This is a genomic window from Comamonas aquatilis, assembly GCF_965139575.1.
GTDB lineage: Bacteria > Pseudomonadota > Gammaproteobacteria > Burkholderiales > Burkholderiaceae_C > Comamonas > Comamonas aquatilis.
Genome location: NZ_CBCSIW010000013.1, coordinates 54,074 through 76,701, shown reverse-complemented (window position 1 = coordinate 76,701; position 22,628 = coordinate 54,074). Strand labels below are relative to the sequence as shown.

20 protein-coding genes are annotated in these 22,628 nt (G+C 60.1%); 16 read left to right on the top strand and 4 right to left on the bottom strand.

The window, feature by feature from the left end:
- Positions 1-10 precede the first annotated feature (10 nt).
- Entirely contained in the window at positions 11-811 is an 801-nt protein-coding gene (gene fabI, locus ACNAZA_RS15185) for an enoyl-ACP reductase FabI (protein ID WP_120967274.1), read from the bottom strand.
- A gap of 122 nt (positions 812-933) precedes the next feature.
- On the opposite strand from fabI, the gene ACNAZA_RS15180 reads away from it, so the two are divergent.
- The 5 genes from ACNAZA_RS15180 (at position 934) to ACNAZA_RS15160 (ending at position 7,048) form a co-directional block, all read left to right on the top strand.
- Positions 934-2,766: an extracellular solute-binding protein gene (locus tag ACNAZA_RS15180; protein WP_415797370.1), complete on the top strand. Its 1,833-nt coding sequence runs from the start codon at positions 934-936 to the stop codon at positions 2,764-2,766.
- A 107-nt stretch (positions 2,767-2,873) separates the two neighbouring features.
- Positions 2,874-3,902, top strand: coding sequence for a microcin C ABC transporter permease YejB (locus ACNAZA_RS15175; RefSeq protein ID WP_415797369.1), 1,029 nt, complete (start codon positions 2,874-2,876; stop codon positions 3,900-3,902).
- Positions 3,903-3,905: 3 nt separating this feature from the next.
- Entirely contained in the window at positions 3,906-5,033 is a 1,128-nt protein-coding gene (locus tag ACNAZA_RS15170) for an ABC transporter permease (protein WP_415797368.1), read from the top strand.
- Positions 5,034-5,035: 2 nt separating this feature from the next.
- Positions 5,036-6,664 (top strand): ABC transporter ATP-binding protein, encoded by a 1,629-nt coding sequence (locus ACNAZA_RS15165; protein WP_415797367.1) that lies wholly within the window; start codon positions 5,036-5,038, stop codon positions 6,662-6,664.
- A gap of 222 nt (positions 6,665-6,886) precedes the next feature.
- A complete protein-coding gene (locus tag ACNAZA_RS15160; protein WP_162989521.1) occupies positions 6,887-7,048 on the top strand; it encodes a hypothetical protein in 162 nt (53 codons plus the stop codon).
- 93 nt (positions 7,049-7,141) lie between these two features.
- Here the strand turns inward: ACNAZA_RS15160 and ACNAZA_RS15155 are convergent, their stop codons facing one another.
- Both ACNAZA_RS15155 and ACNAZA_RS15150 read right to left on the bottom strand, forming a co-directional pair.
- Entirely contained in the window at positions 7,142-7,471 is a 330-nt protein-coding gene (locus ACNAZA_RS15155) for a chaperone modulator CbpM (protein ID WP_415797366.1), read from the bottom strand.
- Positions 7,468-8,463, bottom strand: a complete 996-nt coding sequence (locus ACNAZA_RS15150) for a DnaJ C-terminal domain-containing protein (RefSeq protein ID WP_415797365.1) — start codon at positions 8,461-8,463, stop codon at positions 7,468-7,470. The genes ACNAZA_RS15155 and ACNAZA_RS15150 overlap by 4 nt, the downstream gene beginning before the upstream one ends.
- 281 nt (positions 8,464-8,744) lie before the next feature.
- Between ACNAZA_RS15150 and ACNAZA_RS15145 the strand changes: the two genes are divergently transcribed.
- From ACNAZA_RS15145 to typA, 7 genes are all read left to right on the top strand, one after another.
- Positions 8,745-9,125: a thioredoxin family protein gene (locus tag ACNAZA_RS15145; protein ID WP_415797364.1), complete on the top strand. Its 381-nt coding sequence runs from the start codon at positions 8,745-8,747 to the stop codon at positions 9,123-9,125.
- 177 nt (positions 9,126-9,302) lie between these two features.
- Complete coding sequence (rimP, locus tag ACNAZA_RS15140; RefSeq protein WP_120967280.1) at positions 9,303-9,881, top strand: ribosome maturation factor RimP; 579 nt, start codon at positions 9,303-9,305, stop codon at positions 9,879-9,881.
- Positions 9,882-9,964: 83 nt separating this feature from the next.
- Positions 9,965-11,452 (top strand): transcription termination factor NusA, encoded by a 1,488-nt coding sequence (gene nusA, locus ACNAZA_RS15135; RefSeq protein WP_120967281.1) that lies wholly within the window; start codon positions 9,965-9,967, stop codon positions 11,450-11,452.
- Positions 11,453-11,475: 23 nt separating this feature from the next.
- A complete protein-coding gene (infB, locus tag ACNAZA_RS15130) occupies positions 11,476-14,325 on the top strand; it encodes a translation initiation factor IF-2 (protein WP_120967282.1) in 2,850 nt (949 codons plus the stop codon).
- A gap of 15 nt (positions 14,326-14,340) precedes the next feature.
- Positions 14,341-14,718 (top strand): 30S ribosome-binding factor RbfA, encoded by a 378-nt coding sequence (rbfA, locus tag ACNAZA_RS15125; protein ID WP_120967283.1) that lies wholly within the window; start codon positions 14,341-14,343, stop codon positions 14,716-14,718.
- 4 nt (positions 14,719-14,722) lie between these two features.
- Entirely contained in the window at positions 14,723-15,685 is a 963-nt protein-coding gene (gene truB, locus ACNAZA_RS15120; RefSeq protein ID WP_415797363.1) for a tRNA pseudouridine(55) synthase TruB, read from the top strand.
- 25 nt (positions 15,686-15,710) lie between these two features.
- The gene (typA, locus tag ACNAZA_RS15115; RefSeq protein ID WP_415797362.1) at positions 15,711-17,537 is read left to right on the top strand and encodes a translational GTPase TypA; all 1,827 of its coding nucleotides are present in this window, start codon (positions 15,711-15,713) and stop codon (positions 17,535-17,537) included.
- Positions 17,538-17,697: 160 nt separating this feature from the next.
- On the opposite strand, the gene ACNAZA_RS15110 is transcribed toward typA, so the two are convergent.
- Positions 17,698-18,003: a c-type cytochrome gene (locus ACNAZA_RS15110; RefSeq protein ID WP_120970918.1), complete on the bottom strand. Its 306-nt coding sequence runs from the start codon at positions 18,001-18,003 to the stop codon at positions 17,698-17,700.
- A gap of 109 nt (positions 18,004-18,112) precedes the next feature.
- On the opposite strand from ACNAZA_RS15110, the gene ACNAZA_RS15105 reads away from it, so the two are divergent.
- The 4 genes from ACNAZA_RS15105 (at position 18,113) to lgt (ending at position 22,539) form a co-directional block, all read left to right on the top strand.
- Positions 18,113-18,352 (top strand): TIGR04438 family Trp-rich protein, encoded by a 240-nt coding sequence (locus tag ACNAZA_RS15105; protein WP_415797361.1) that lies wholly within the window; start codon positions 18,113-18,115, stop codon positions 18,350-18,352.
- Between the two features lie 157 nt (positions 18,353-18,509).
- Positions 18,510-20,369: a dihydroxy-acid dehydratase gene (ilvD, locus tag ACNAZA_RS15100; RefSeq protein WP_415797360.1), complete on the top strand. Its 1,860-nt coding sequence runs from the start codon at positions 18,510-18,512 to the stop codon at positions 20,367-20,369.
- Between the two features lie 115 nt (positions 20,370-20,484).
- The gene (locus ACNAZA_RS15095; protein ID WP_415797359.1) at positions 20,485-21,549 is read left to right on the top strand and encodes a Bug family tripartite tricarboxylate transporter substrate binding protein; all 1,065 of its coding nucleotides are present in this window, start codon (positions 20,485-20,487) and stop codon (positions 21,547-21,549) included.
- Between the two features lie 147 nt (positions 21,550-21,696).
- The gene (lgt, locus tag ACNAZA_RS15090) at positions 21,697-22,539 is read left to right on the top strand and encodes a prolipoprotein diacylglyceryl transferase (RefSeq protein ID WP_415797358.1); all 843 of its coding nucleotides are present in this window, start codon (positions 21,697-21,699) and stop codon (positions 22,537-22,539) included.
- Positions 22,540-22,628: the final 89 nt, after the last annotated feature.

Below are 22,628 nucleotides of genomic sequence, written 5' to 3'. Positions count from 1 at the left end.
GCTGAGTCTTTTAGACCTGATCGGCAGACAGGCCGGCTGTCTGGCTGAAGCCGCCGTCCACATAAGTGATCTCGGCCGTCACGCCGGAGGCCAGGTCGGACAGCAGGAAGGCTGCGACATTGCCCACGTCTTCAATCGTCACGTTGCGGCGCAGAGGCGATGCATCGGCCACGCGGCCCAGCAGCTTGCCAAAGTCCTTGATGCCCGAGGCAGCCAGGGTCTTGATGGGGCCGGCGGAGATGCCGTTGGCGCGGATGGCGCGGCCGTCGGCCGTGCGACCCACGGCTTCGGCCAGGTAGCGCACGGAAGCTTCCAGCGAGGCCTTGGCCAGACCCATGGTGTTGTAGTTGGGGATGGAACGCAGCGCGCCCAGGTAGGACAGAGTCAGCAGCGAGGACTTGTCGTTCAGGTAAGGCATGGCTGCCTTGGCCATGGCGGGGAAGCTGTAGGCGCTGATGTCGTGGGCGATCTTGAAGGATTCGCGCGACAGACCGTCGAGGAAGTTGCCGGCAATCGCTTCGCGGGGAGCAAAGCCGATGGAGTGCACAAAACCGTCGAATTTGCCCCAGGTCTGGCCCAGATCAGCAAACAGCTTCTCGATCTGTTCATCGCTGCCCACGTCGCAGTCAAACACCAGCTTGGAGTCGAAGTCGGCTGCAAATTCGGTGATACGGTCCTTGAAACGCTCGCCCACATAGCTGAAAGCCAGCTCGGCGCCTTGCTGGTGGCAGGCCTTGGCAATGCCGTAGGCAATGGAACGGTTGGACAGCACGCCCGTGATCAGCAGTTTCTTACCGGCGAGAAAACCCATTGTTGTTCTCCAAAAAAGATGAGTGGAATTCGGCGTCGCCCGGCGCTGGCAATTGGTGGCAGCCCTGGCAATCGTCGCGGCTTGCAGTGCACGCAAACCTTTGTGTGGTGCAGAATTGTCGCATGCGCCATTGGATGATTTGTTCGCTGCTGCTTGCCAGCACCTCGCTCAGTGCTCCTGCCAGAGCCGATCACGCCTATGCCCTGTGGGGCAAACCGCTGTATCCGCAGGGCTTTAGCCACTTTTCCTATGTCAATCCGCAGGCGCCCAAGGGCGGCGAGCTGAGGCTGGTCAGCAATCTGCGCTACTCCACCTTTGACAAATACAACCCGTTCACCTTGAAGGGCTCGCCCCCGGCCTATCTGTCGGAGATGCTGTTCGAGACCTTGCTCACGCTCAGCCTGGATGAAAAAGCCACAGGCTATGGTTTGCTGGCCGAGGATGTGTCCGTGGCGCCAGACGGGCTTTCGGCCACCTTCAAGCTGCGCAAGCAGGCGCGCTTTCATACCGGAAAGCCCGTGCAGGCTCAGGATGTCAAGCACAGCTTTGAAACGCTCAACAGCAAATATGTGGCTCCCGCCTATCAAAGCCTGCTGATCGAGGTGGCCGGTTGTGACGTGCTGGACGATCGCACGGTGCGTTTTCGCTTCAAAAAGCCCAACCGCGATCTGCCGCTGATCGTGGGGGCGATCCCGGTTTTCAGCCGTGAATGGGGCATGGAGCAGGGCAAACCCAAGCCTTTTGATCAAGTGGTGATGGATACCCCGATTGGCAGCGGCCCCTACAAGATAGGCCCGGTCAAGTTCGGCAAGGACATCACCTATGTGCGCGATCCCCTGTATTGGGGCAATGCCTTGCCGGTACGGGTGGGCACTGCCAACTTCGAGCGCATCACGGTCAATATCTACAAGGACAACACGGCCAGACTGGAGGCGCTCAAGGCCGGTGAGTTCGATTTGATGCGCTTCAACAGCGCCGGAGACTGGGCGCGGCGCCTCTATGGCAAGCGCTTTGACTCGGGCGAGCTGAAAAAAGGCGTGTTCGAGACCCAGCTGCCCTCGGGCTTTCAAAGTTACTTTCTCAATGTGCGCCGGCCCATGCTGCAAGACCAGCGGGTGCGAGAGGCCCTGGGCTTGGCCATGGACTACGAGTGGATGAACCGCCAGATGTTCTACGGCGCCTACCGGCGCGTGCGCGGTCTGTTCGGCAACACGGATTGCGAAACCCGTGGCGAGCCCAGTGCGGCCGAACTGGCCTTGCTGGAGCCCTTCAAGTCCGGCTTGCCAGAAGGCACCCTGGGCCCCATGGCCGAGCCGCCTCGAACCGATGGCGACTCCAGTCTGCGCGTCAATCTGCGGCGTGCCCAGCAACTGCTGCGCGAAGCGGGCTGGACCGTAAAGGACGGCACGCTGCGCAATGCCCAGGGGCAGGCCATGGTGCTGGAGTACCTCGATAGCAGCGAAGGCAGCGTGCGGGTGCTCAGCCCCTGGATGCGCAATCTGGAAAAACTGGGCATCACGCTCAAGCTGCGCGTGGTGGACTACGCGCTATACCAGCAGCGGGCCGACAAGTACGACTACGACATCATTTCTTTGAACGTGCCCGGCACCCACAACCCGGGTCAGGAGTATGCCGACCTGTTTGGCAGTGCCGCCGTGGATCAGGAGGGTGCATCCAATTACGTGGGGCTCAAGAGCCCGGCCGTGGATGCCATGATTGCCGCCATGGCGTCTGCCAAGACCCAGGAGCAGCTGCTGCCGGCCTGCCATGCGCTGGAGCGCATCATCGTTCACGGCCACTATCTGATTCCGCAGTGGTACTCCACCACGCACCGCATGGTGTATGACGACTGGCGGCTGGCGCGGCCGGTGCAGACCCCGGCGTATTCGACCGGCGAGCTGTGGGCCATCTACACCTGGTGGGCCAGGCAGCCGCCGGGCCCGCCCGCCAAGTGAGAGACGCCGCATGTGCTTGAAAAGCGCCGCCTGCTGCAGCGTGCCCGGCTGGCGTATTCGCTGGCATGATGGTGCTGGCTTTTTGTCTGTGACTGCTTTCTGAACCTATGTTTGCCTACATCCTCAAACGCCTGCTGCTCATGATTCCCACTTTGCTGGGCGTGCTGCTTATGACGTTTGTGGTGGTGCAGTTCGTGCCGGGCGGCCCGGTGGAGCAGTACCTGGCCGAGGCCAAAGCCGGTCCCGGTCGCGGCGCAGAAGGCGGGGGCATGGCCTACCGCGGTGCGCAGGGGGTGGACCCCAAGCGCATTGAGCAGATCAAGGCTCTGTACGGCTTTGACAAACCTGCGCATGAGCGTTTCTTTCAGATGCTGGGCCAGTTTGCCCGCTTTGATCTGGGGCGCAGCTTTTTTCAGAACAAGGAAGTGTGGGAGCTGATCAAGGAAAAGCTGCCCGTCTCGGCCAGTCTGGGGTTGTGGACGTTTTTCCTCAGCTATCTGGTGGCCGTGCCGCTGGGCATTGCCAAGGCCGTGCGCGCCGGTTCGCGCTTCGATCTGCTGACCACGCTGCTGATCCTGGTGGGCTATGCCATACCCGGCTTTGTGCTGGGCGTGGCGCTGCTGGTGATTTTTGGCGGCCAGTTGCAGTGGTTTCCGCTCAGAGGGCTGACGTCAACGAATTGGGAAGAACTGGGCTGGGTGGCCCGCATCACCGACTACCTCTGGCACATCACCCTGCCGGTGATTGCCATGGTGGCCGGTAGTTTTGCCGTCACCGCCATTCTGACCAAGAACTCCTTTTTGGAAGAAATTCGCAAGCAGTACGTGCTGACGGCCCGGGCCAAGGGCTTGTCGGAGCGGCAGGTGCTCTACAAGCATGTGCTGCGCAATGCGCTGATTCCCATCGTCACGGGCTTTCCGGCGGCCTTCATTGGCGCCTTCTTTGCCGGTTCGCTGCTGATAGAGACTCTGTTTTCCCTCGACGGTCTGGGCCTGCTCAGCTATGAGAGCGTGATTCGCCGGGACTACCCCGTGGTGCTGGGCACCTTGTTCCTGTTCACCCTGATCGGTTTGGTGACCAAGCTGGTCAGCGACCTTTGCTACGTCTGGGTTGATCCGCGCGTGAAATTTGATTAAAAAATGGCTCAAACGCAAGTGCAGACTGCGCAAGCAGCTATCAAAACAGAGTCTGAACCACCGGTGGCACCTGCCGTGCCGGCTTCGGTATCTCCGGGCAGGCGGGCCTGGCAGCGCTTCAAGCGCAACCGCCTGGGTTTTGTCTCGCTGCTGTTGTTTTGCGTGATGGTGGTGTTCAGCTTGGGGGCGGAGCTGATCAGCAACGACAGGCCGCTGGCCGTGCGCTATGAGGGGCAGATGTACTGGCCGCTGTGGCAGGACTATCCCGAAAAAACCTTTGGCGGCGACTTTGACACGCCTACCGACTATCTAGACCCCTTTATTCGCGACAAGCTCACTGCGGGCAGCAACTGGGCCTTGTTCACGCTCAACCCCTACGGGCCCAATACGCTGAACTACTTTGCCGACCAGCCCAATCCGGCAGCGCCGTCCCGCGCCAACTGGCTGGGAACCGACGACCGGGGGCGTGATCTGCTGGCGCAGCTGATCTATGGCTTTCGGGTCAGCGTGCTGTTTGCGCTGGCGCTGACGGTGATTGGCGTGGCGCTGGGCGTGATCACCGGCGCCATTCAAGGTTTTTTCGGTGGCAAGACGGACCTGATCTTTCAGCGCTTCATTGAAATCTGGGGCTCCATGCCCGAGTTGTATCTGCTCATCATCTTCAGCGCCGTGTTTGCGCCCAGCGTTTCCCTGCTGCTGGTGCTGCTGTCGCTGTTTGGCTGGATGGGCCTGTCCGACTATGTGCGGGCCGAATTTCTGCGCAATCGCCAATTCGACTACGTCAAATCCGCCCGGGCCCTGGGCGTGGGCAACGGGCAAATCATCTGGCGCCATATCCTGCCCAACAGCATGACGCCCGTGGTCACTTTCTTGCCGTTTCGCATGAGTGCCGCCATTCTGGCGCTGACCTCGCTGGACTTTCTGGGTCTCGGGGTTCCGCCGGGCACGCCCAGCCTGGGCGAGCTTCTCTCGCAAGGCAAGAACAATATCGATGCCTGGTGGATTTCGCTGACCACCTTTGCCGTGCTGGTCGTTACCTTGCTGCTGCTGACTTTCATGGGTGATGCGCTGCGCGATGCGCTGGACCCGCGCAAGGCGGCGCAAACACCTGCAGCCAAGGAGGGCGCATGAGCATGACAGAGAGCCAACCCTTGCTGTCCGTGCGCAATCTGCAGCTGGCCTTTGCCGGCAAGCCCGTGGTGCGCGATGTGAGTTTCGAGATCGCCGCCGGCGAGAAGCTGGCGCTGGTGGGGGAGTCGGGCTCGGGCAAGACGATTACTGCGCTGGCGCTGCTGCGCCTGGTGGGTGACGCTCAATTGCAAGGCCAAGCCTTGTTTGACGGGCGCGATCTGCTCGCATTGTCGGAGCGTCAGATGCGTGCCGTGCGCGGTGGCGACATCGCCATGATTTTTCAGGAGCCGATGACGGCGCTCAACCCGCTGATGACGGTGGGGGCGCAGATTGCCGAAGTGCTGCAGCTCAAGCAGGCGCTGAGCCCGGCGCAAGCCTGGACGCAGGCGGTGGAGCTGCTGGCCACTACCGGCATTCCCGAGCCGGCGCGCCGCGCCGCCGCCTATGCCCATCAACTCAGCGGCGGCCAGCGTCAGCGCGCCATGATTGCCATGGCCCTGGCCAGTCGGCCCAAGCTCTTGCTGGCAGACGAGCCCACCACGGCGCTGGATGTCACGCTGCGTGGCCAGATTTTGGATCTGCTGGGCGATCTGCAGCGCCAGACGGGTATGGCTGTGCTGATCATCACCCACGACCTGAACCTGGTACGCCGCTTTGCCGACCGGGTGGCGGTGATGGAGCGTGGTCTGCTGGTGGAGCAGGGGCCTGTGGCCGAGGTCATGCAGCAGCCCCGCCATGCCTATACCCGCAAGTTGCTGGCCAGCCGTCCCCGGCGTGATGTGCTGGAGGGTCCAGTGGCGGAAGGTACGCAGCCGGTGTTGCAAGGCCAGGGCCTGCGGGTGAGCTACCCCACGCCGCTGCCCGGCATCAAAGGCTGGTTCAAGCAAGGCGAGTTTGTGGCGCTCCAAGCTGCCGATGTCCGCATCTTGCCCGGTCGCACCCTGGGGGTGGTGGGGGAGTCGGGCTCGGGCAAGTCCACGCTGGCCCAGGCAGTTCTGGGTCTGCTGCCCTTTGGCGGCAGCCTGCAGATTGCAGGCCAGCAGTGGCAGCAGCCGGCCATGCGCAATCTGCCGCATAACCGGACACTGCGGCGCGTGGTGCAAGTGGTGTTTCAGGACCCGTTTTCCTCGCTGTCGCCGCGTATGACGGTAGAGCAGATCGTGGCCGAAGGGCTGTTGGTGCATGCGCCCGAACTCAGCGATGCCCAGCGCCAGACCCGGGTCGTCTCCGTGCTGGAGGCCGTTGGGCTGACCGAGGCACAGTTTCCCGGTCTGCTGGCGCGCTACCCGCATGAATTTTCGGGCGGGCAGCGGCAGCGCCTGGCCATTGCCCGCGCGCTGATTGTGGAGCCCGATCTACTGGTGCTTGACGAGCCGACCAGTGCGCTGGATGTGACCATTCAGCAGCAGGTGCTGAGCTTGCTGCAGCGCCTGCAAAAAGAGCGCAGTCTGGCCTATCTGCTGATCACCCATGATGTGGACGTGATCCGCGCCATGGCCCACGAGGTGATGGTGATGAAAGATGGGCAGGTGCTGGAGAGCGGCAGTGTGCAACAGGTGCTGAGCGCACCGCAAAACAGCTACACCCGCAAGCTGGTCGAAGCGGCCGGCGTGCTGGAGCAGACGCTTTAAGCCTGCAAACAGTCAAAACTGATAGCTGCCAGCGCATGATTTTTATCCAATCAACCGTGATTTCCTTGCTTTCTTGAAGGGGGATAAGCGCTTTAAGCTCTGTTTTTGATGGGTTTTCTGGGTTTTTTCAAGAACCCCCATGCAAAAGTCCGAGTTTCTTCGGCGCGAATTCTCTGGCTGTGGCCTAATTGAAGTTTTTCAACCTACCCTTGAGAATCAGACATGGGCAATAAGATCGTTACCGAAGCAGACCGCAAGGCCACTCCCCGTCCTCAGACTCCTAACGGCGTGACTCTGCCTACTCCCGGCCGTGGCAACCGCAACAGCCTGGAGCGTGGTTCGCACACTCGCAGCAAGAAGAACCCTGGCAAGCGCCACGGTTAATCAGCAGTCGCGCCAGCGTTGGCTGGTGTTGCCGCAGATTGATAAAAGCCCTCGATGCCATGCGTCGAGGGCTTTTGTTTTTTAGGCCTGGATCTAGCGCTGCAAGGCCTTGAGCTGGCGGCGCAGCTGTTGGACTTCCTCTATCAGGTCGGTGGTCAGGGCTGCCAGTTGGGGGTCGGCATCAAAGCTGTGCTCCAGATGGGCCACGCGCCGGGCCCGCACCAGGGTCTGGGCGCTGAAGCGCCACTGCTCGGCAGCGGAGCCTGATGCCGTGCTGCCGTCATGCGTTAGCACGCCGGTCTGCACATGCTCTATCACCCATTCGGGGCTGGTGCTGCAATGTCGGGCCAGATCCTGCAGGCTCAGGGCTGCCTGGTCCAGCAGCTCGGCGGCTTCATAAAAAGGGTAGGGTGTGGTGCTCATCGTGATGCTCCTTGGCCTTGCTGGCGAGCGTCAAAGCCGGGGAATGCCTGGGCAAATGCCCGGTAGGCCGCGCGCTGGGCATCGGTTTGGGCTGCGGGAATGGCAATATCCAGAACCAGATACAGGTCGCCGGGCGTGGCAGCCGGCAGACCCTTGCCCTTGACGCGCAGTTTGCGTCCGGCGCGGTAGCCTGCAGGCACGTTCACTTCCAGCTCGCCGGCAATAGTCTTGACTTGCACCGGGCCGCCCAGGGCAGCCTCCCAGGGGGCGAGGGCGACATGTTGGTAGACATCCTTGCCCTCGGCCCACCAGCGCGGGTCGCTGACGAAATGCACCTCCAGCAAGATGTCGCCCGCGGGGCCCTTGCCCAGGCCGGCACCGCCCTGGCCGGCCAGCCGAATCATTTGCCCTTCGCGCACGCCCTTGGGAATGGTGACCTGCAGCTCCTTGTCCTTGTAGATGGGCTGGCCGTACTCGTCGATGGCGGTGGTACGCAGGTGCAGCGAGCGAACCGCACCCTGGTAACTGTCCTGCAATTCCAGCTCGATGCTGGCGTGCTGATCCTGGCCGCGCATATCGGGCGTGGATTGCTCAAAGTCGCCCCGGCTGCCGGTGCGGCTGCGTCTGGCACGGGCGCCTTGACCGAACATTTGCGAGAAAAACTCGCTGTAGTCGGCATCATTGCCAGGGGTACTGCTATGAAACTGGAAGTCATGCTGATCCCAGTCAGGCGGTGGCTGAAATCCTCCGCTGCCGCCTTGTGCGCCGGCGTAACGCGGTGCATCGGCCATGCTGTCATAGGCGGCGCGTTTTTCAGGGTCCGAGAGCACGGTGTTGGCCTCGTTGAGTTCGGCCATGCGCTGGGCCGCATTTTTTTCCTTGCTGATATCCGGGTGGTATTTGCGGGCCAGTTTGCGGAAGGCCTTTTTGATGTCGTCAGCGCTGGCGTGCTTGTCCACGCCCAGTATCTGGTAGTAGTCCTTGTGATCCATGGATCCATCCATTGTTGAGTCCGTCGGAAAGAAAAGGCCGCAGGCGGCGCTCATGCCGCAGTGCAGCACGCTAAACACGCTATGGAAAGCATAGTTCGCCCTGCCTGGCGGGACAAGAGCCAAAGCAGGCGTTGCCAGAGCTCTTGCCGGCAGATATGGAAAAAGTGGGTCGTCCTCTTGTGTATTCAATAGTCGTTACCATCTCAATGAGAGCAGCGCGATGTGCTGCAACTATCCAGATAGATGCGCCGGGCTGCATGCCGGGCTTGCCAATGACACAAATGCAAAACGATTCAAACGCACAGGGCTGGCAGGTGGTCTGCCTTTGTGCCGACTGGTGCGGTACCTGCAAGCAGTACCGCCAGCCTTTTGAAGCGCTGGCGGCCCAGTTTCCGCAGATGCGCTTTGTCTGGGTGGATGTGGAGGATCGTGAAGATGTGACCGGGGATCTGGACATCGAAACCTTTCCCTCGGTTCTGGTTGCCGACGATGCAAATCAAGCCCGTTTTCTGGGGCCGGTGCTGCCGCAAATTCAGGTGCTTGCGCGCATGCTGCAGTCCTTGCCCAATGATCCGGCGGCCCGGGCTGCCAATGCGCTGGAAGCCCAGCAATTGCTGCACAGGCTGCTGGCGGCCAGAGACCTGGACGAAGTCTTGCGTTGAGCCCTGTTTTGTGCAAAGCGTTTTTGCGAAAACAACGGTTTGCGGCTACAATCGCTGCTTCACGACCAAACGGGCGGGTAACTACCGCCCGTTTTTTTTGGGCAATTCCCTGGTGAGTAGCTTGCAACAGCAGCTATTTAGGGATTGGTGGACATTTCGGGACTGAACTGATTACACGTGGCACTACAGCAAATCGTTGAACAAACCGTGACCGGTCTGGGCTATGACCTGGTTGAAATAGAACGCACTGCGGGCGGCCTATTGCGCATCACAATTGATTTGCCTTGGCAGGCACCGGTCGAAGGTGCGCCTGTGCTGCCCGAGCAGTTCGTGACCGTGGAAGATTGCGAGAAGGTGACGCGTCAGCTGCAGTTTGCGCTGGAGGTCGACGGCATCGAGTACGCACGCCTGGAGATTTCCTCTCCGGGTATCGACCGCTTGCTGCGTCACGAACAGGATTTCATCCGTTTTAACGGTGCTTTGATTGATTTGACCCTGAAGGAGCCCATTGGTGGCGCTGCAGGTGGTCAGGTCAATGCCAATCGTAAAAAATTTCGCGGAACACTGGAACGTACGGATGAAGGTGGCTGGCAAATCGTCTGGAGTGACGAGCCGCCCGTCAAGCCGGGCGTACGCGTCAGCAAGAAGCGCGAGCCTGCACCGTTGCAGGCTCTGGGTTTTACGCTGGATGAGTTGAGGGACGCTCGTCTGGCCCCCATTGTGAATTTCAAAGGGCGCGCGGCCAAGCCTGTTTAAGGCTGGCTTGGGTGTCGAGTCGTTGGGACAAAGAGGCCGTCAATGTAATCCTCTTTGTGAGATTGAAATAGGAGAGTCGTCGCATGAATCGCGAACTGTTGATGTTGGTTGAAGCCATTTCGCGCGAAAAAAACGTGGAGCGCGATGTGGTGTTCGGTGCCGTGGAGTCCGCTCTGGCCCAGGCTACCAAGAAACTGTACCAAGGTGAAGTAGACATCCGCGTGGCCATTGATCGCGACGGCGGTGACTACGATACTTTCCGTCGTTGGCTCGTTGTGCCCGATGATGCCGGTCTGCAAAACCCGGAAGCCGAAGAAATGCTGATGGATGCGGAAGACCGCATGCCCGGCATTCAGGTCGGCGAGTACATCGAAGAGCAGATCGAATCGCTGCCCATTGGCCGTATCGGCGCCATGGCAGCCAAGCAAGTCATCTTGCAGAAGATTCGTGACGCCGAGCGCGAAATGCTGCTCAACGAGTTCCTGGATCGCGGCGACAAAATCTTCACCGGTACCGTCAAGCGCATGGACAAGGGCGACATCATTGTCGAATCCGGCCGTGTGGAAGGCCGTCTGCGCCGTGGCGAGATGATCCCCAAGGAAAATCTGCGCAGCGGCGACCGTGTGCGCGCCATGATCATGGAGGTGGATGCCACCTTGCGCGGCGCCCCCATCATCTTGTCGCGTTCGGCCCCTGAATTCATGGTTGAGCTCTTCCGCAATGAAGTGCCCGAAATTGAACAAGGCCTGCTGGAGATCAAGAGCTGCGCACGTGATGCCGGCTCCCGCGCCAAGATTGCCGTGATCTCTCACGACAAGCGCGTTGATCCCATCGGCACCTGCGTCGGCGTGCGTGGCACCCGCGTCAATGCCGTGACCAACGAGCTCGCCGGCGAGCGCGTGGACATCGTGCTGTGGTCTGAAGACCCCGCACAGTTCGTGATCGGTGCTCTGGCTCCTGCCAATGTCTCTTCCATCGTGGTGGACGAGGAAAAGCACGCCATGGACGTGGTGGTGGACGAAGAGAACCTGGCCATCGCGATTGGTCGCGGCGGTCAGAACGTACGCCTGGCTTCCGAGCTGACTGGCTGGAAGATTAATATCATGGACGCCGTTGAATCGGCGCAAAAGCAGGAAGACGAGTCCGTAGTGGCCCGCACCCTGTTCATGGAAAAGCTGGATGTGGACGAAGATATCGCCAACATCCTGATCGACGAAGGTTTCGAGACCCTGGAAGAAGTGGCCTATGTCCCTCTGCAGGAAATGCTCGAAATCGAATCGTTCGATGAAGAGACGGTGAACGAACTCCGCAGCCGTGCCAAGGATGCATTGCTGTCGCAGGAAATCGCCCGCGAGGAAAATGTGAGCAAGGCTTCTGAAGATCTGGTGGCACTGGACGGCATTACGCCCGAAATAGTGAACAAGCTGGCTACTTCAGGCGTGCTCACCCGTGATGATCTTGCCGATCTGGCCATTGACGAATTGACCGATATCACCGGTCAGACCGCAGATGAAGCCAAGGCATTGATCATGAAGGCGCGCGAGCACTGGTTCACCGATGGGCAAGAGTAAGGTCAGGGAGGTACAGAGCATATATGTCGAGTAATACGGTTGCCGAGTTTGCGAAAGAGCTCAACAAGACCCCTGAAACCTTGCTGCAACAGCTCAAGGCGGCAGGGCTGGAAATAGCCAGTGCAGGTGATGCGCTGACTGAAGGCGACAAGCAACGCTTGCTCAGCCATCTGCAGGCCAGCCACGGAAGTGGTGCCAAGAAAATTACATTGACCAAGAAATCCACCAGCGAAATCAAGCAGGCGGATGCGACTGGCCGCGCACGAACCATCCAGGTGGAAGTGCGCAAGAAGCGTACCTTTGTCAAGCGGGAAGACACACCCGCAGAAGCCCAGGCCAATGCTGAAAGCATGGCCAAGGCAGTGCAGGAACGTGCCGCTGCTCAAGAGCTGGTACGTCGTGAAGAAGTTGCTCGCCATGAGGTAGAGCATTTGCGCCATCAGGAAGTGGAATTGGCCAAAGAACGTCAAGAGCGCGAAGAGCGCGAGCGCCGTGAGCGCGAAGCTGAAGAGCGTGCAGCTGCCTACGCAGCTGCAGAAGTAGCCAAGGTTGCTGAAGCCAAGGCTGCAAAGGAAGAAGTCAAGCGTGAGCATGCTGCTGGTGCAGCTGCTCGTGCTGCTGCACAAGCCGAGGCTCGCGCCAAGGCTGAGGCGGAGTCCAAGGCGAAGGCCGAGGAAGAAGCCGGTCGTGCCAAGGACCTCGATGACCGCCGCCGCAAGGCATTGGCTGAAGCTGAAGCGATTCGCGCCATGATGGCCGCACCCAAAAAGGTGCTGGTTGCCAAGAAGCCGGAAGAGCCCAAGAAGGTTGCACCTGCTGCAACCACGGCGGACGCCAAGAAGAATGCACCCAAGACCGGCGCTGCCGGTGCAGGTGCCAATTCTGGCAACGCCGGGGCACGCAACGCCAATGCTGGTGGCAAGGAAGTCAAGTCGGCCAAGCTCTCCTCGAGCTGGTCCAACGACGCCAACGGCAAGAAAAAGGAAATCAAGACCCGTGGCGACAGCTCCGGTGGCGTGGGTTCCCGTTCTAACTGGCGTGGTGGTTCCAAGGGCGGCCGTCGTGGCGGCCGTGGCGACGACCAGCAACACCAGCAGCACGCACCAGCCGAGTTCCGCTCCATTGAGGTGCACGTGCCCGAAACCATCACGGTGGCCGAACTGGCCCACAAGATGGCGATCAAGGCATCGGAAGTCATCAAGGTGCTGATGAAGATGGGCCAGATGGTCACCATCAATCAGCCGTTGGACCAAGACACCGCCATGATCGTGGTGGAAGAAATGGGCCACGTGGCCAAGGTTGCCGCACTGGACGACCTGGAAGCCTTCACGGACGACGAAGTGTCTCAGTCGGAAGCCGAAGCTCTGCCTCGCGCTCCTGTGGTGACCGTCATGGGCCACGTGGACCACGGCAAGACCTCGCTGCTGGACTACATCCGTCGCACCAAGGTTGCGTCGGGCGAAGCTGGTGGTATTACCCAGCACATCGGTGCCTACCATGTGACTACGCCTCGCGGCATCGTTACCTTCCTGGATACTCCCGGTCACGAGGCCTTCACGGCCATGCGTGCTCGCGGTGCACAGGCAACCGATATCGTGATTCTGGTGGTTGCAGCCGACGACGGCGTGATGCCTCAGACCAAGGAAGCCATCAAGCACGCCAAGGCGGCTGGTGTTCCCATGGTGGTAGCCATCACCAAGTCGGACAAGCCCGATGCCAACGCAGACCGCGTCAAGCAAGAGCTGGTGACCGAGCAGGTGCTGCCTGAAGAGTACGGTGGCGATTCGCCTTTCGTGTCCGTGTCTTCCAAGACCGGCATGGGCATCGACGAGCTGCTGGAGCAAGTGCTGCTGCAAGCCGAAGTGCTGGAACTCAAGGCCCCGGTGGAAGCCGCTGCCAAGGGTATCGTGATCGAAGCCCAGCTGGACAAGGGGCGTGGTACCGTGGCTACGGTGCTGGTGCAGTCCGGTACGCTGAAGGTTGGCGATGTGGTACTGGCTGGCCAGACCTATGGCCGCGTGCGAGCTATGCTGGATGAAGACGGCAAGCAGACCAAGTCGGCTGGCCCTTCGATTCCTGTGGAAATCCAGGGTCTGAGCGAAGTGCCGCAGGCTGGTGATGACTTCATGGTGCTGGCTGACGAACGCCGTGCCCGTGAAATCGCAACCTACCGTGCAGGCAAGTTCCGTCACACCAAGCTGGCCAAGCAACAAGCGGCCAAGCTGGAAAACATGTTCGCCGAAATGAGTGCTGGCGATGTGCAGACACTGCCCATCATCATCAAGGCCGATATGCAGGGTTCGCAAGAAGCACTGGGCGGCTCGCTGCTCAAACTCTCGACCGACGAGATCAAGGTGCAACTGGTGTACTCCGGCGTGGGTGGTATCAGCGAATCCGATATCAACCTGGCGATTGCCTCCAAGGCCATCGTGATCGGCTTTAACGTGCGTGCAGACGCCCAGGCCCGTAAGACGGCTGAAGGCAATGGCGTGGACGTTCGCTACTACAACATCATTTACGACGCCGTAGATGAAGTGAAGGCTGCGATGTCCGGCATGCTGGCTCCCGAGAAGCGCGAAGAGATCATCGGTATGGCCGAGATCCGCACGGTGTTCGTGGCAACCAAGATCGGTACGATTGCTGGTTCCTACATCACTCAAGGTCATGTCACCCGTGGTGCACATTTCCGTCTGCTGCGCGACAACGTGGTCATCTACTCGGGTGAAATCGAATCGCTGCGCCGTCTGAAGGACGACGTCAAGGAAGTCAAGGAAGGCTTCGAGTGCGGTATCAAGCTCAAGAACTACAGCGACATTCGTGAGAACGATATGCTCGAAGTGTTCGAGATCAAGGAAATCGCCCGCACCTTGTGAGCGCTGTAATTTCTAATGGCTACTCGTAAGAAATCTGCTGCGCCTAACCGCAGCTTCAAAGTCTCCGACCAGATCCAGCGTGATCTGTCGGAGCTGATCGCCCGTGAGTTGAAGGACCCGCGTGTTGGCATGGTCACGCTGCAAAGCGTGGAGGTGACTCCTGACTATGCCCACGCCAAGGTGTTCTTCAGCTTGCTGGTCGGTGATCCTGAACAAACCCAAATGGCGCTCAACCAGGCTGCAGGCTTTCTGCGCAACGGCCTGTTCAAGCGCCTGCACATTCACACCGTGCCCACACTGCATTTCATCTACGACCGCACCACCGAGCGTGCTGCCGATATGAATGCCTTGATTGCCAAGGCAGTGGCGTCGCGCGGACCTGAAGAAGGCTAAGCACATGAACGCCCCTCGCACCCGGGTGCAGCGGCGCCCTGTGCATGGGGTGTTGCTGCTCGACAAACCGCTGGGATGGTCCAGCAACGATATTTTGCAGAAGGTCAAGTGGCTGCTGCGCGCCGAAAAGGCCGGGCATACCGGCACGCTTGATCCGCTGGCCAGTGGCGTGCTGCCGCTGTGCTTTGGCGCTGCAACCAAATTCAGTCAGCTCCAGCTGGAAGCTGAAAAAACATACGAAGCCATTGCCCGACTGGGCCAGACCACGACTACGGCCGATGCCGAAGGTGAAGTGGTGCGCGAGCGTGCTGTCGATCTGGCAGCCATCACGCCGGAGCGTCTGGCAGCTGTCCAGGCGCAGTTCACGGGGGACATTCAGCAAGTGCCCCCCATGCACAGTGCGCTCAAGAAAGACGGCAAGGCTTTATACGAATACGCCCGCGCAGGCGTAGAGGTTGAACGTCCCGCACGCAATGTCACGATCCATGCATTGGAACTGACGCTGACGCAGGATGATCAAGCGTATCCAGCTATCAAGATGAGAGTGTCCTGCAGCAAGGGAACCTACATCCGTACGCTGGGTGAAGACGTGGGTGAAGCGCTGGGTTTCGGCGCACACCTGCGTTTTTTGCGCCGTGTGGAAACCGGTGGCATTGATGTCTCGCGCTGCGTGACATTGCAGGCGCTGGAAGCCATGAGTGAAGAGGACCGTCTGGCGCAGGTATTGCCTGCGCAGGCGCTGCTGCATCGCCATGCAGTTGTCACTTTGTCCGAAGAGGATGCAAGACGATTTTTGTCAGGCATGCGTCGCAGAGGGACTTGGCCTGACGCCAAGGCTGTGGCCGTGTATGGTGAGCGTCCGCAAGCCCTTTTGGGGGTCGGCCGTGTGGAGCAAGGGGAGCTGATTCCCGAGCGCCTGCTCAGTCCGCTCGAAATTCAACAGATTTTGGAAGGCACGCCGCAATAACGAATTGCGGCAATGGGAAAACATTATGAGCAAACAAATCCGCAACATTGCGATCATTGCGCACGTTGACCATGGTAAGACCACCATGGTTGACCAGCTGCTGCGCCAGTCGGGTACCTTCGCTGAACACGAAAAAGTCGTGGACACCGTGATGGACAACCACGCCATCGAACGCGAGCGTGGCATCACCATCTTGGCCAAGAACTGCGCCGTCAGCTGGCAAGGTACGCACATCAACATTCTCGACACGCCCGGTCACGCGGACTTCGGCGGTGAAGTGGAGCGTGCTCTGTCCATGGTTGACGGTGTGGTGCTGCTGATCGATGCGCAAGAAGGCCCTATGCCTCAGACGCGCTTCGTGACCAAGAAGGCGCTGGCCCTGGGTCTGCGTCCCATCGTGGTTGTCAACAAGGTGGACAAGCCTGGTGCCAACCCCGACAAGGTGGTGAACGCCGCTTTCGACCTGTTCGACAAGCTGGGTGCTACCGACGAGCAGCTGGACTTCCCCGTGGTGTACGCCTCGGGCATCAACGGCTGGTCTTCCAAGGAAGAAGGCGAGCCAGGTGCCAAGTGGGGTGAGGACATGTCCGCCCTGTTCAACACCATTCTCGAGCACGTGCCTTCGGTGCAAGGTGACGCTTCTGCACCTCTGCAGCTGCAGATCTCCGCTCTGGACTACTCCACCTTCGTGGGCCGTATCGGCGTGGGCCGTATCACCCAGGGTACTCTGAAGCCCGGTCAGCAAGTGGCTGTCATGGCTGGCCCTGACGGTAAGGCTTACAACGGCAAGATCAACCAGGTTCACACCTTCCAGGGTATCGATCGCGTGCAAGCCACCGAAGCCGGTCCTTCGGAAATCGTGCTGGTCAGCGGTATCGAAAACATCGGTATCGGCGAAACAGTGACTGACATTGCCAATCCCCAGCCTCTGCCGATGCTGAAGATTGACGAGCCCACACTGACCATGAACTTCTGCGTGAACACCTCGCCTCTGGCCGGTCGTGAAGGCAAGTTTGTGACCAGCCGCCAGATCTGGGACCGCCTGCAAAAGGAACTGCGTTCCAACGTGGCTCTGCGCGTCAAGGAAACCGATGAAGACGGTATCTTTGAAGTGATGGGTCGCGGCGAACTGCACCTGACCATCTTGCTGGAAGAAATGCGCCGCGAAGGCTATGAGCTGGCCGTTTCCAAGCCCCGCGTGGTGATGCGCATGATTGACGGTGTCAAGCACGAGCCTATCGAGCTGGTGACTGTCGACATCGAAGAAGGCCATCAAGGCGGCGTGATGCAAGCCCTGGGCGAGCGCAAGGGCGAGCTGGTGAACATGGAACCCGATGGTCGCGGTCGCGTCCGTCTGGAATACCGTATCCCGGCCCGTGGCCTGATCGGTTTCACCAACGAATTCCTGAACCTGACACGTGGTTCCGGTCTGATTGCCAACATCTTCGACAGCTACGAACCCCACAAGGGTGACATCGGCGGCCGTAAGAACGGCGTGCTGATCTCCATGGACGACGGTGAAATTTTCACCTACGCCCTGGGCAAGCTGGACGACCGTGGCCGCATGTTCGTCAAGGCCAACGATCCTGTGTACGAAGGCATGATCATCGGTATCCACAGCCGTGACAACGACCTGGTGGTGAACGCCACGCGTACCAAGCAGCTGACCAACTTCCGCGTCAGCGGCAAGGAAGACGCGATCAAGATCACGCCTCCTATCGAGTTGTCGCTGGAATATGGCGTGGAATTCATCGAAGACGACGAGCTGCTGGAAATCACCCCCACCAGCCTGCGCGTGCGCAAGCGTCACCTGAAGGAACACGACCGCAAGCGTGCTTCCCGCGACTCCTGATCTGCGCTTTGACGCCGGTCAGATCCATGAAAGGCCCTTAGGGGCCTTTTTTATTGTTTGGGCGGGGCTGCTTGCTCCATGGCACAAATCTGATGGTAGATGCAAAAAAGCCGCACGGCGTATACCGTGCGGCTTTGTTTTGCTATGCAAACAGTAGTGATTACTTCTGCGTCAGAATCCAGGTCACCAGCTTCTTGGCGTCGGCGTCGTTCACTTGGGCGTTTGCAGGCATGGGCACGGGGCCCCAGACACCGCTGCCGCCCTTGATCACCTTGGCAGCCAGCTTGTCGACAGCATCTTTTTGACCGGCATACTTGGCAGCCACGTCCTTGAAGGAAGGGCCGACCAGCTTTTTATCAACTGCGTGGCAGGCCATGCAGTTCTTGGACTGAGCCAAAGCCTGGTCAGCCATGGCAGGAGCCACCGCCGCTGCGGACAGGGCGAAGGCGATCAGTGTTTGCTTCATCATGAGGTAATCCTGGGTGCAGTTGTTAAAGTTCGATTACATCGGCATTGTAGTGGCGGTATTGTGTATGTACTGATGTAGGCACTGTTGAGAAAAGTGAGGAGGGTGTATGTATTTGTTAGGTCTGGCGATTCTGTTGTCTTTGCTCAAGGTGGCAGAAATCGGTCCTGTGGCTGTCTGGAGCTGGTGGGTCATCCTGGGTGTTTACGGCGCTGCAGCGGCCTGGTGGGCTTGGGCCGATGCCAGCGGCTATACCAAGCGCAAGGCCATGGACAAGATGGATCAGCGCAAGAAGGAGCGTATTGAGCGCCAGAAGAAGGCGTTGGCACCCGGTTCGCGCCGGCGCTGAGCACGCATCCACGCTCTGGGGGTCTTGAAATACGATGGCTGGCGAAACTGTTTAAGACAGTTTGTCTGCCGCGTAAACCAATGCATGCACCTATGCGGGAAGCAGTGGGACATAATTGGCTGTTCATTCCACGATAACGTCTGACCTAGTTAACCCCATGCCCGCATATCGTTCCAAAACTTCCACTGGCGGCCGCAACATGGCCGGTGCGCGCGCCCTGTGGCGTGCCACTGGCATGAAAGATGGCGACTTCGAAAAGCCCATCATCGCCATTGCCAACTCCTTCACGCAATTCGTGCCCGGCCACGTGCACCTGAAGGACCTGGGCCAGTTGGTGGCGCGCGAGATCGAAAAGGCGGGCGGTGTTGCCAAGGAATTCAACACCATCGCCGTTGACGATGGCATTGCCATGGGCCATGACGGCATGCTGTATTCGTTGCCCAGCCGCGATCTGATCGCCGACTCGGTGGAATACATGGTGAATGCGCATTGCGCCGATGCACTGGTGTGCATCTCCAACTGCGACAAGATCACCCCCGGCATGCTGATGGCCGCCATGCGCCTGAACATTCCGGTGATCTTCGTTTCCGGCGGTCCCATGGAAGCGGGCAAGACCAAGCTGGCCAATCCCGATACCAAGGTGATCGAATTCAAGAAGCTCGATCTGGTGGATGCCATGGTGATTGCGGCAGATGACCGCTACTCGGATGAAGAGGTCGCGCAGGTCGAGCGTTCGGCCTGCCCCACTTGCGGTTCCTGCTCGGGCATGTTCACTGCCAACTCCATGAACTGCCTGACCGAGGCACTGGGTCTGTCCCTGCCCGGTAACGGCACCGTGGTGGCCACACACGCTGACCGCGAAGAGCTGTTCCTGCGCGCCGGTCGTCGCATCGTCGAGCTGGCCCGCCAGCACTACGAGCAGGACGATTACAGCGTGCTGCCACGCTCCGTGGGGTTCAAAGCGTTTGAGAACTGCATCACGCTGGATATCGCCATGGGCGGCTCCACCAACACCATCCTGCATCTGCTGGCCATTGCCAAGGAAGCCGAAATCGACTTCACCATGGCCGACATCGACCGCCTCTCGCGCGTTGTGCCCCAACTGTGCAAGGTCGCGCCCAATACGCCCAAGTACCACATCGAAGACGTGCACCGCGCAGGCGGCATCATGGCCATCCTGGGTGAGCTGGCTCGGGCCGGCAAGCTGCACACCGATGTGCCCACCGTGCACGCCAAGACCATGGCCGATGCGCTGGCCCAATGGGATATCACCGTCACGCAAGACGAAGCCGTTCGTCACTTCTACATGGCAGGCCCCGCTGGTATTCCCACGCAGGTTGCCTTCAGCCAGAACACCCGCTGGCCCAGCCTGGACCTGGACCGCGCCGAAGGCTGTATCCGCAGCTATGAGCACGCCTTCAGCAAAGAAGGCGGCTTGGCCGTGCTGCGCGGCAACATCGCCCTGGACGGCTGCGTGGTCAAGTCTGCCGGTGTGGACGAGTCCATCCTGGTGTTCGAAGGCACGGCCCACGTCACCGAGTCGCAGGACGAAGCGGTGGAGAACATTCTGGCCGACAAGGTCAAGGCGGGCGACATCGTCATCGTGCGCTATGAAGGCCCCAAGGGCGGCCCCGGCATGCAGGAAATGCTCTACCCCACCAGCTACATCAAGTCCAAGGGCCTGGGCAAGGCCTGCGCGCTGCTGACGGACGGCCGCTTCTCTGGCGGAACCTCGGGTCTGTCGATTGGCCACTGCTCGCCTGAGGCGGCTGCCGGCGGCGCGATCGGCTTGGTGCAAAACGGCGACAGGATCCGCATCGACATCCCCAACCGCTCCATCAACGTGCTGGTCAGTGATGAAGAACTGGTCCGTCGCCGCGAAGAGCAAAACGCCAAGGGTTGGAAGCCTGTCAAGCCACGTCCCCGCAAGGTTTCTGCAGCCCTCAAGGCCTACGCCATGCTGGTGACCAGTGCCGATACCGGCGCCGTGCGCGATCTGTCGCTGCTGGACGACTGAGGTTTCTGTACTTTTTGTCCGCGCTGGCGCCAGCGTTGATGGACAATCCCGACAGCCGCTGCAACCCTGAGGGTTGGGCGGCTGTCGTCATTTTTGCAATGAGGAAGTTTTCGCCATGAAGCAGGCCACAGGCCTTCAGTGGAGCAAGCTATACCCCAGGGTCAGGCGTGCCTTCGCTAGCGTTGTCAGTGCCTGCATTCTGGGCTCGGCAGGTCCGGCGGCCTGGGCGCAGAGCTCCATCGATGCGCGCCATGCCACTTATCCGCAGCGTCCGGTGCGCCTGATCGTGCCCTTCACTCCCGGAGGCTCTGCCGACATCATCGCCCGCATGGTGGCCGATGCCATGCAGGCCCCGCTAGGGCAGGCCGTGATTGTCGAAAATCGCGCCGGCGCCAGCGGCCTGATCGGTGCCGAAGCCGTGGCCCATGCGGCACCCGACGGCTACGTCATCGGGCTGGGCACCATCAGTACCCTGGCCGTCAACCCCGTGCTGCTGGCCCATGTCTCGCGCATAGATCCGAGCAAGGACCTGGCGCCGATCGTGGCCTTGACCTCCATTGCCTCGGTGTTCTCGGTACACCCCAGTCTGGGCGTGCACAACTTTGGTCAGTTCGTCATGTTGGCGCGCAGCAAGCCTTCTTTGCTCAATATCGGTTCATCGGGCGTGGGCTCGGTGGGGCATCTGATCATTGAACGCATGAATGCCTCGCTGAAGATTCGGCTGCACCACATTCCCTACAAGGGTCAGGGACCGGTGGTGAGCAGTGCGCTATCGGGGGAGACGCATGTTCTGAGCGATCAGTACCCCTCGTCTTCCGCCCATGTGAGCTCGGGCCGGCTGATACCGATCGCTGTGGCTGCGCAGGAGAGGCTGCCGGCCTTGCCCCAGGTTCCAACGTTCAGGGAGCTCGGTCATCCGGCTCTCAACGATCTGGCCATTACCTGGTTCGGTCTGGTGGCTCCTGCAGGCACACCGCCACAGATTATCGACAAGCTCAACACGGCTGCCAACGCCGTGTTGAGCGAGCCAGCCATGCAGGAGCGCTTGCAGGTCATGGGAGTTCAGGTGCTGGGCGGATCGCCCCAGCAGTTGCGGGAGATGACGCAGGAGGCCAGTCGCAGCGTGCGCGAAATGGTGAAAGAAGGCTTGATCAAACTGGAAGCCGTGCGCAAGCCTTGATGCAATGAAATCAATAGCTTGACGCGCTTGTCCAACAAGCGCTTGAGGCTGTTTTCATTGATTCGGCATAGGATGGCGAGTCGCCGCAGTCCGGCTCGAGTGGTTTTCCTGCGGCGCATTCCTGGGGGCATGTCTGGCTACGGCACAATGCCTGTCATGCTGATGTATCCGCAAATTGATCCCGTTGCCGTGCAAATCGGTCCCCTGGCCGTGCATTGGTATGGTCTGACCTATCTGGCAGCATTTGCGCTGTTCCTGTTCCTGGGGACGCGCCGCCTGAATCATCCGCCCTTCAAATACATGCGGGGCGATCAAGCCTGGTCGCGCAAGGATGTGGAGGACATTCTGTTTCTCGGCGTGCTGGGCGTAATCATCGGCGGGCGCCTTGGCTACTGCCTGTTCTACAAGCCAGATTACTACCTCACGCATCCACTGGAGATTTTTGCCGTTTGGCAAGGCGGCATGAGCTTTCACGGTGGCCTGCTGGGCGTGATCGGTTCCATGCTCTGGTTTGCACATTCGCGCAAGCGCAGCTGGCTGCAAGTCGCAGATTTTGTAGCGCCCTGCGTACCTACCGGGCTGGCTGCAGGCCGAGTTGGCAACTTCATCAACGGCGAACTCTGGGGGCGTGCTGCCAGTGCCGACCTGCCCTGGGCCATGGTGTTTCCGCAAAGCGGTTCCATGATTGCGCGCCACCCTTCGCAGATCTACCAGATGCTGATGGAAGGCCTGCTGCTGTTCATCCTGCTGTGGATTTACGCACGCAAGGAGCACAAGCCCGGCCAGGTGGCCGCGGTCTTCCTGTTCGGCTATGGCGTGTTCCGCTTCATTGCCGAGTATTTCCGCGAGCCCGATGATTTCCTGGGCATTCTGTCCCTGGGCATGAGCATGGGCCAGTGGCTGTGCATTCCGATGATTGCGGGCGGTGCGCTCATGTGGCTGTGGTGCGGCAAGAATGCGCCTTATAGCGTCAATCGCTCGGCGGCATAAGGCAGCTTTATTGCGCGGCCTAGCCCCATTTCCTCACGACGCAGGCCCAGGCCTGCGTTTTTTGTTTCTGGGCGGAACAGCCCGTGCCT

Coding starts and splice junctions, on each gene's coding strand:
- fabI (WP_120967274.1), bottom strand. CDS start 811: ATGGGTTTTCTCGCCGGTAAGAAACTGCTGATCACGGGCGTGCTGTCC.
- ACNAZA_RS15180 (WP_415797370.1), top strand. CDS start 934: ATGCGCCATTGGATGATTTGTTCGCTGCTGCTTGCCAGCACCTCGCTC.
- ACNAZA_RS15175 (WP_415797369.1), top strand. CDS start 2,874: ATGTTTGCCTACATCCTCAAACGCCTGCTGCTCATGATTCCCACTTTG.
- ACNAZA_RS15170 (WP_415797368.1), top strand. CDS start 3,906: ATGGCTCAAACGCAAGTGCAGACTGCGCAAGCAGCTATCAAAACAGAG.
- ACNAZA_RS15165 (WP_415797367.1), top strand. CDS start 5,036: ATGACAGAGAGCCAACCCTTGCTGTCCGTGCGCAATCTGCAGCTGGCC.
- ACNAZA_RS15160 (WP_162989521.1), top strand. CDS start 6,887: ATGGGCAATAAGATCGTTACCGAAGCAGACCGCAAGGCCACTCCCCGT.
- ACNAZA_RS15155 (WP_415797366.1), bottom strand. CDS start 7,471: ATGAGCACCACACCCTACCCTTTTTATGAAGCCGCCGAGCTGCTGGAC.
- ACNAZA_RS15150 (WP_415797365.1), bottom strand. CDS start 8,463: ATGGATCACAAGGACTACTACCAGATACTGGGCGTGGACAAGCACGCC.
- ACNAZA_RS15145 (WP_415797364.1), top strand. CDS start 8,745: ATGCAAAACGATTCAAACGCACAGGGCTGGCAGGTGGTCTGCCTTTGT.
- nusA (WP_120967281.1), top strand. CDS start 9,965: ATGAATCGCGAACTGTTGATGTTGGTTGAAGCCATTTCGCGCGAAAAA.
- infB (WP_120967282.1), top strand. CDS start 11,476: ATGTCGAGTAATACGGTTGCCGAGTTTGCGAAAGAGCTCAACAAGACC.
- rbfA (WP_120967283.1), top strand. CDS start 14,341: ATGGCTACTCGTAAGAAATCTGCTGCGCCTAACCGCAGCTTCAAAGTC.
- truB (WP_415797363.1), top strand. CDS start 14,723: ATGAACGCCCCTCGCACCCGGGTGCAGCGGCGCCCTGTGCATGGGGTG.
- typA (WP_415797362.1), top strand. CDS start 15,711: ATGAGCAAACAAATCCGCAACATTGCGATCATTGCGCACGTTGACCAT.
- ACNAZA_RS15110 (WP_120970918.1), bottom strand. CDS start 18,003: ATGAAGCAAACACTGATCGCCTTCGCCCTGTCCGCAGCGGCGGTGGCT.
- ACNAZA_RS15105 (WP_415797361.1), top strand. CDS start 18,113: ATGTATTTGTTAGGTCTGGCGATTCTGTTGTCTTTGCTCAAGGTGGCA.
- ilvD (WP_415797360.1), top strand. CDS start 18,510: ATGCCCGCATATCGTTCCAAAACTTCCACTGGCGGCCGCAACATGGCC.
- ACNAZA_RS15095 (WP_415797359.1), top strand. CDS start 20,485: ATGAAGCAGGCCACAGGCCTTCAGTGGAGCAAGCTATACCCCAGGGTC.
- lgt (WP_415797358.1), top strand. CDS start 21,697: ATGCCTGTCATGCTGATGTATCCGCAAATTGATCCCGTTGCCGTGCAA.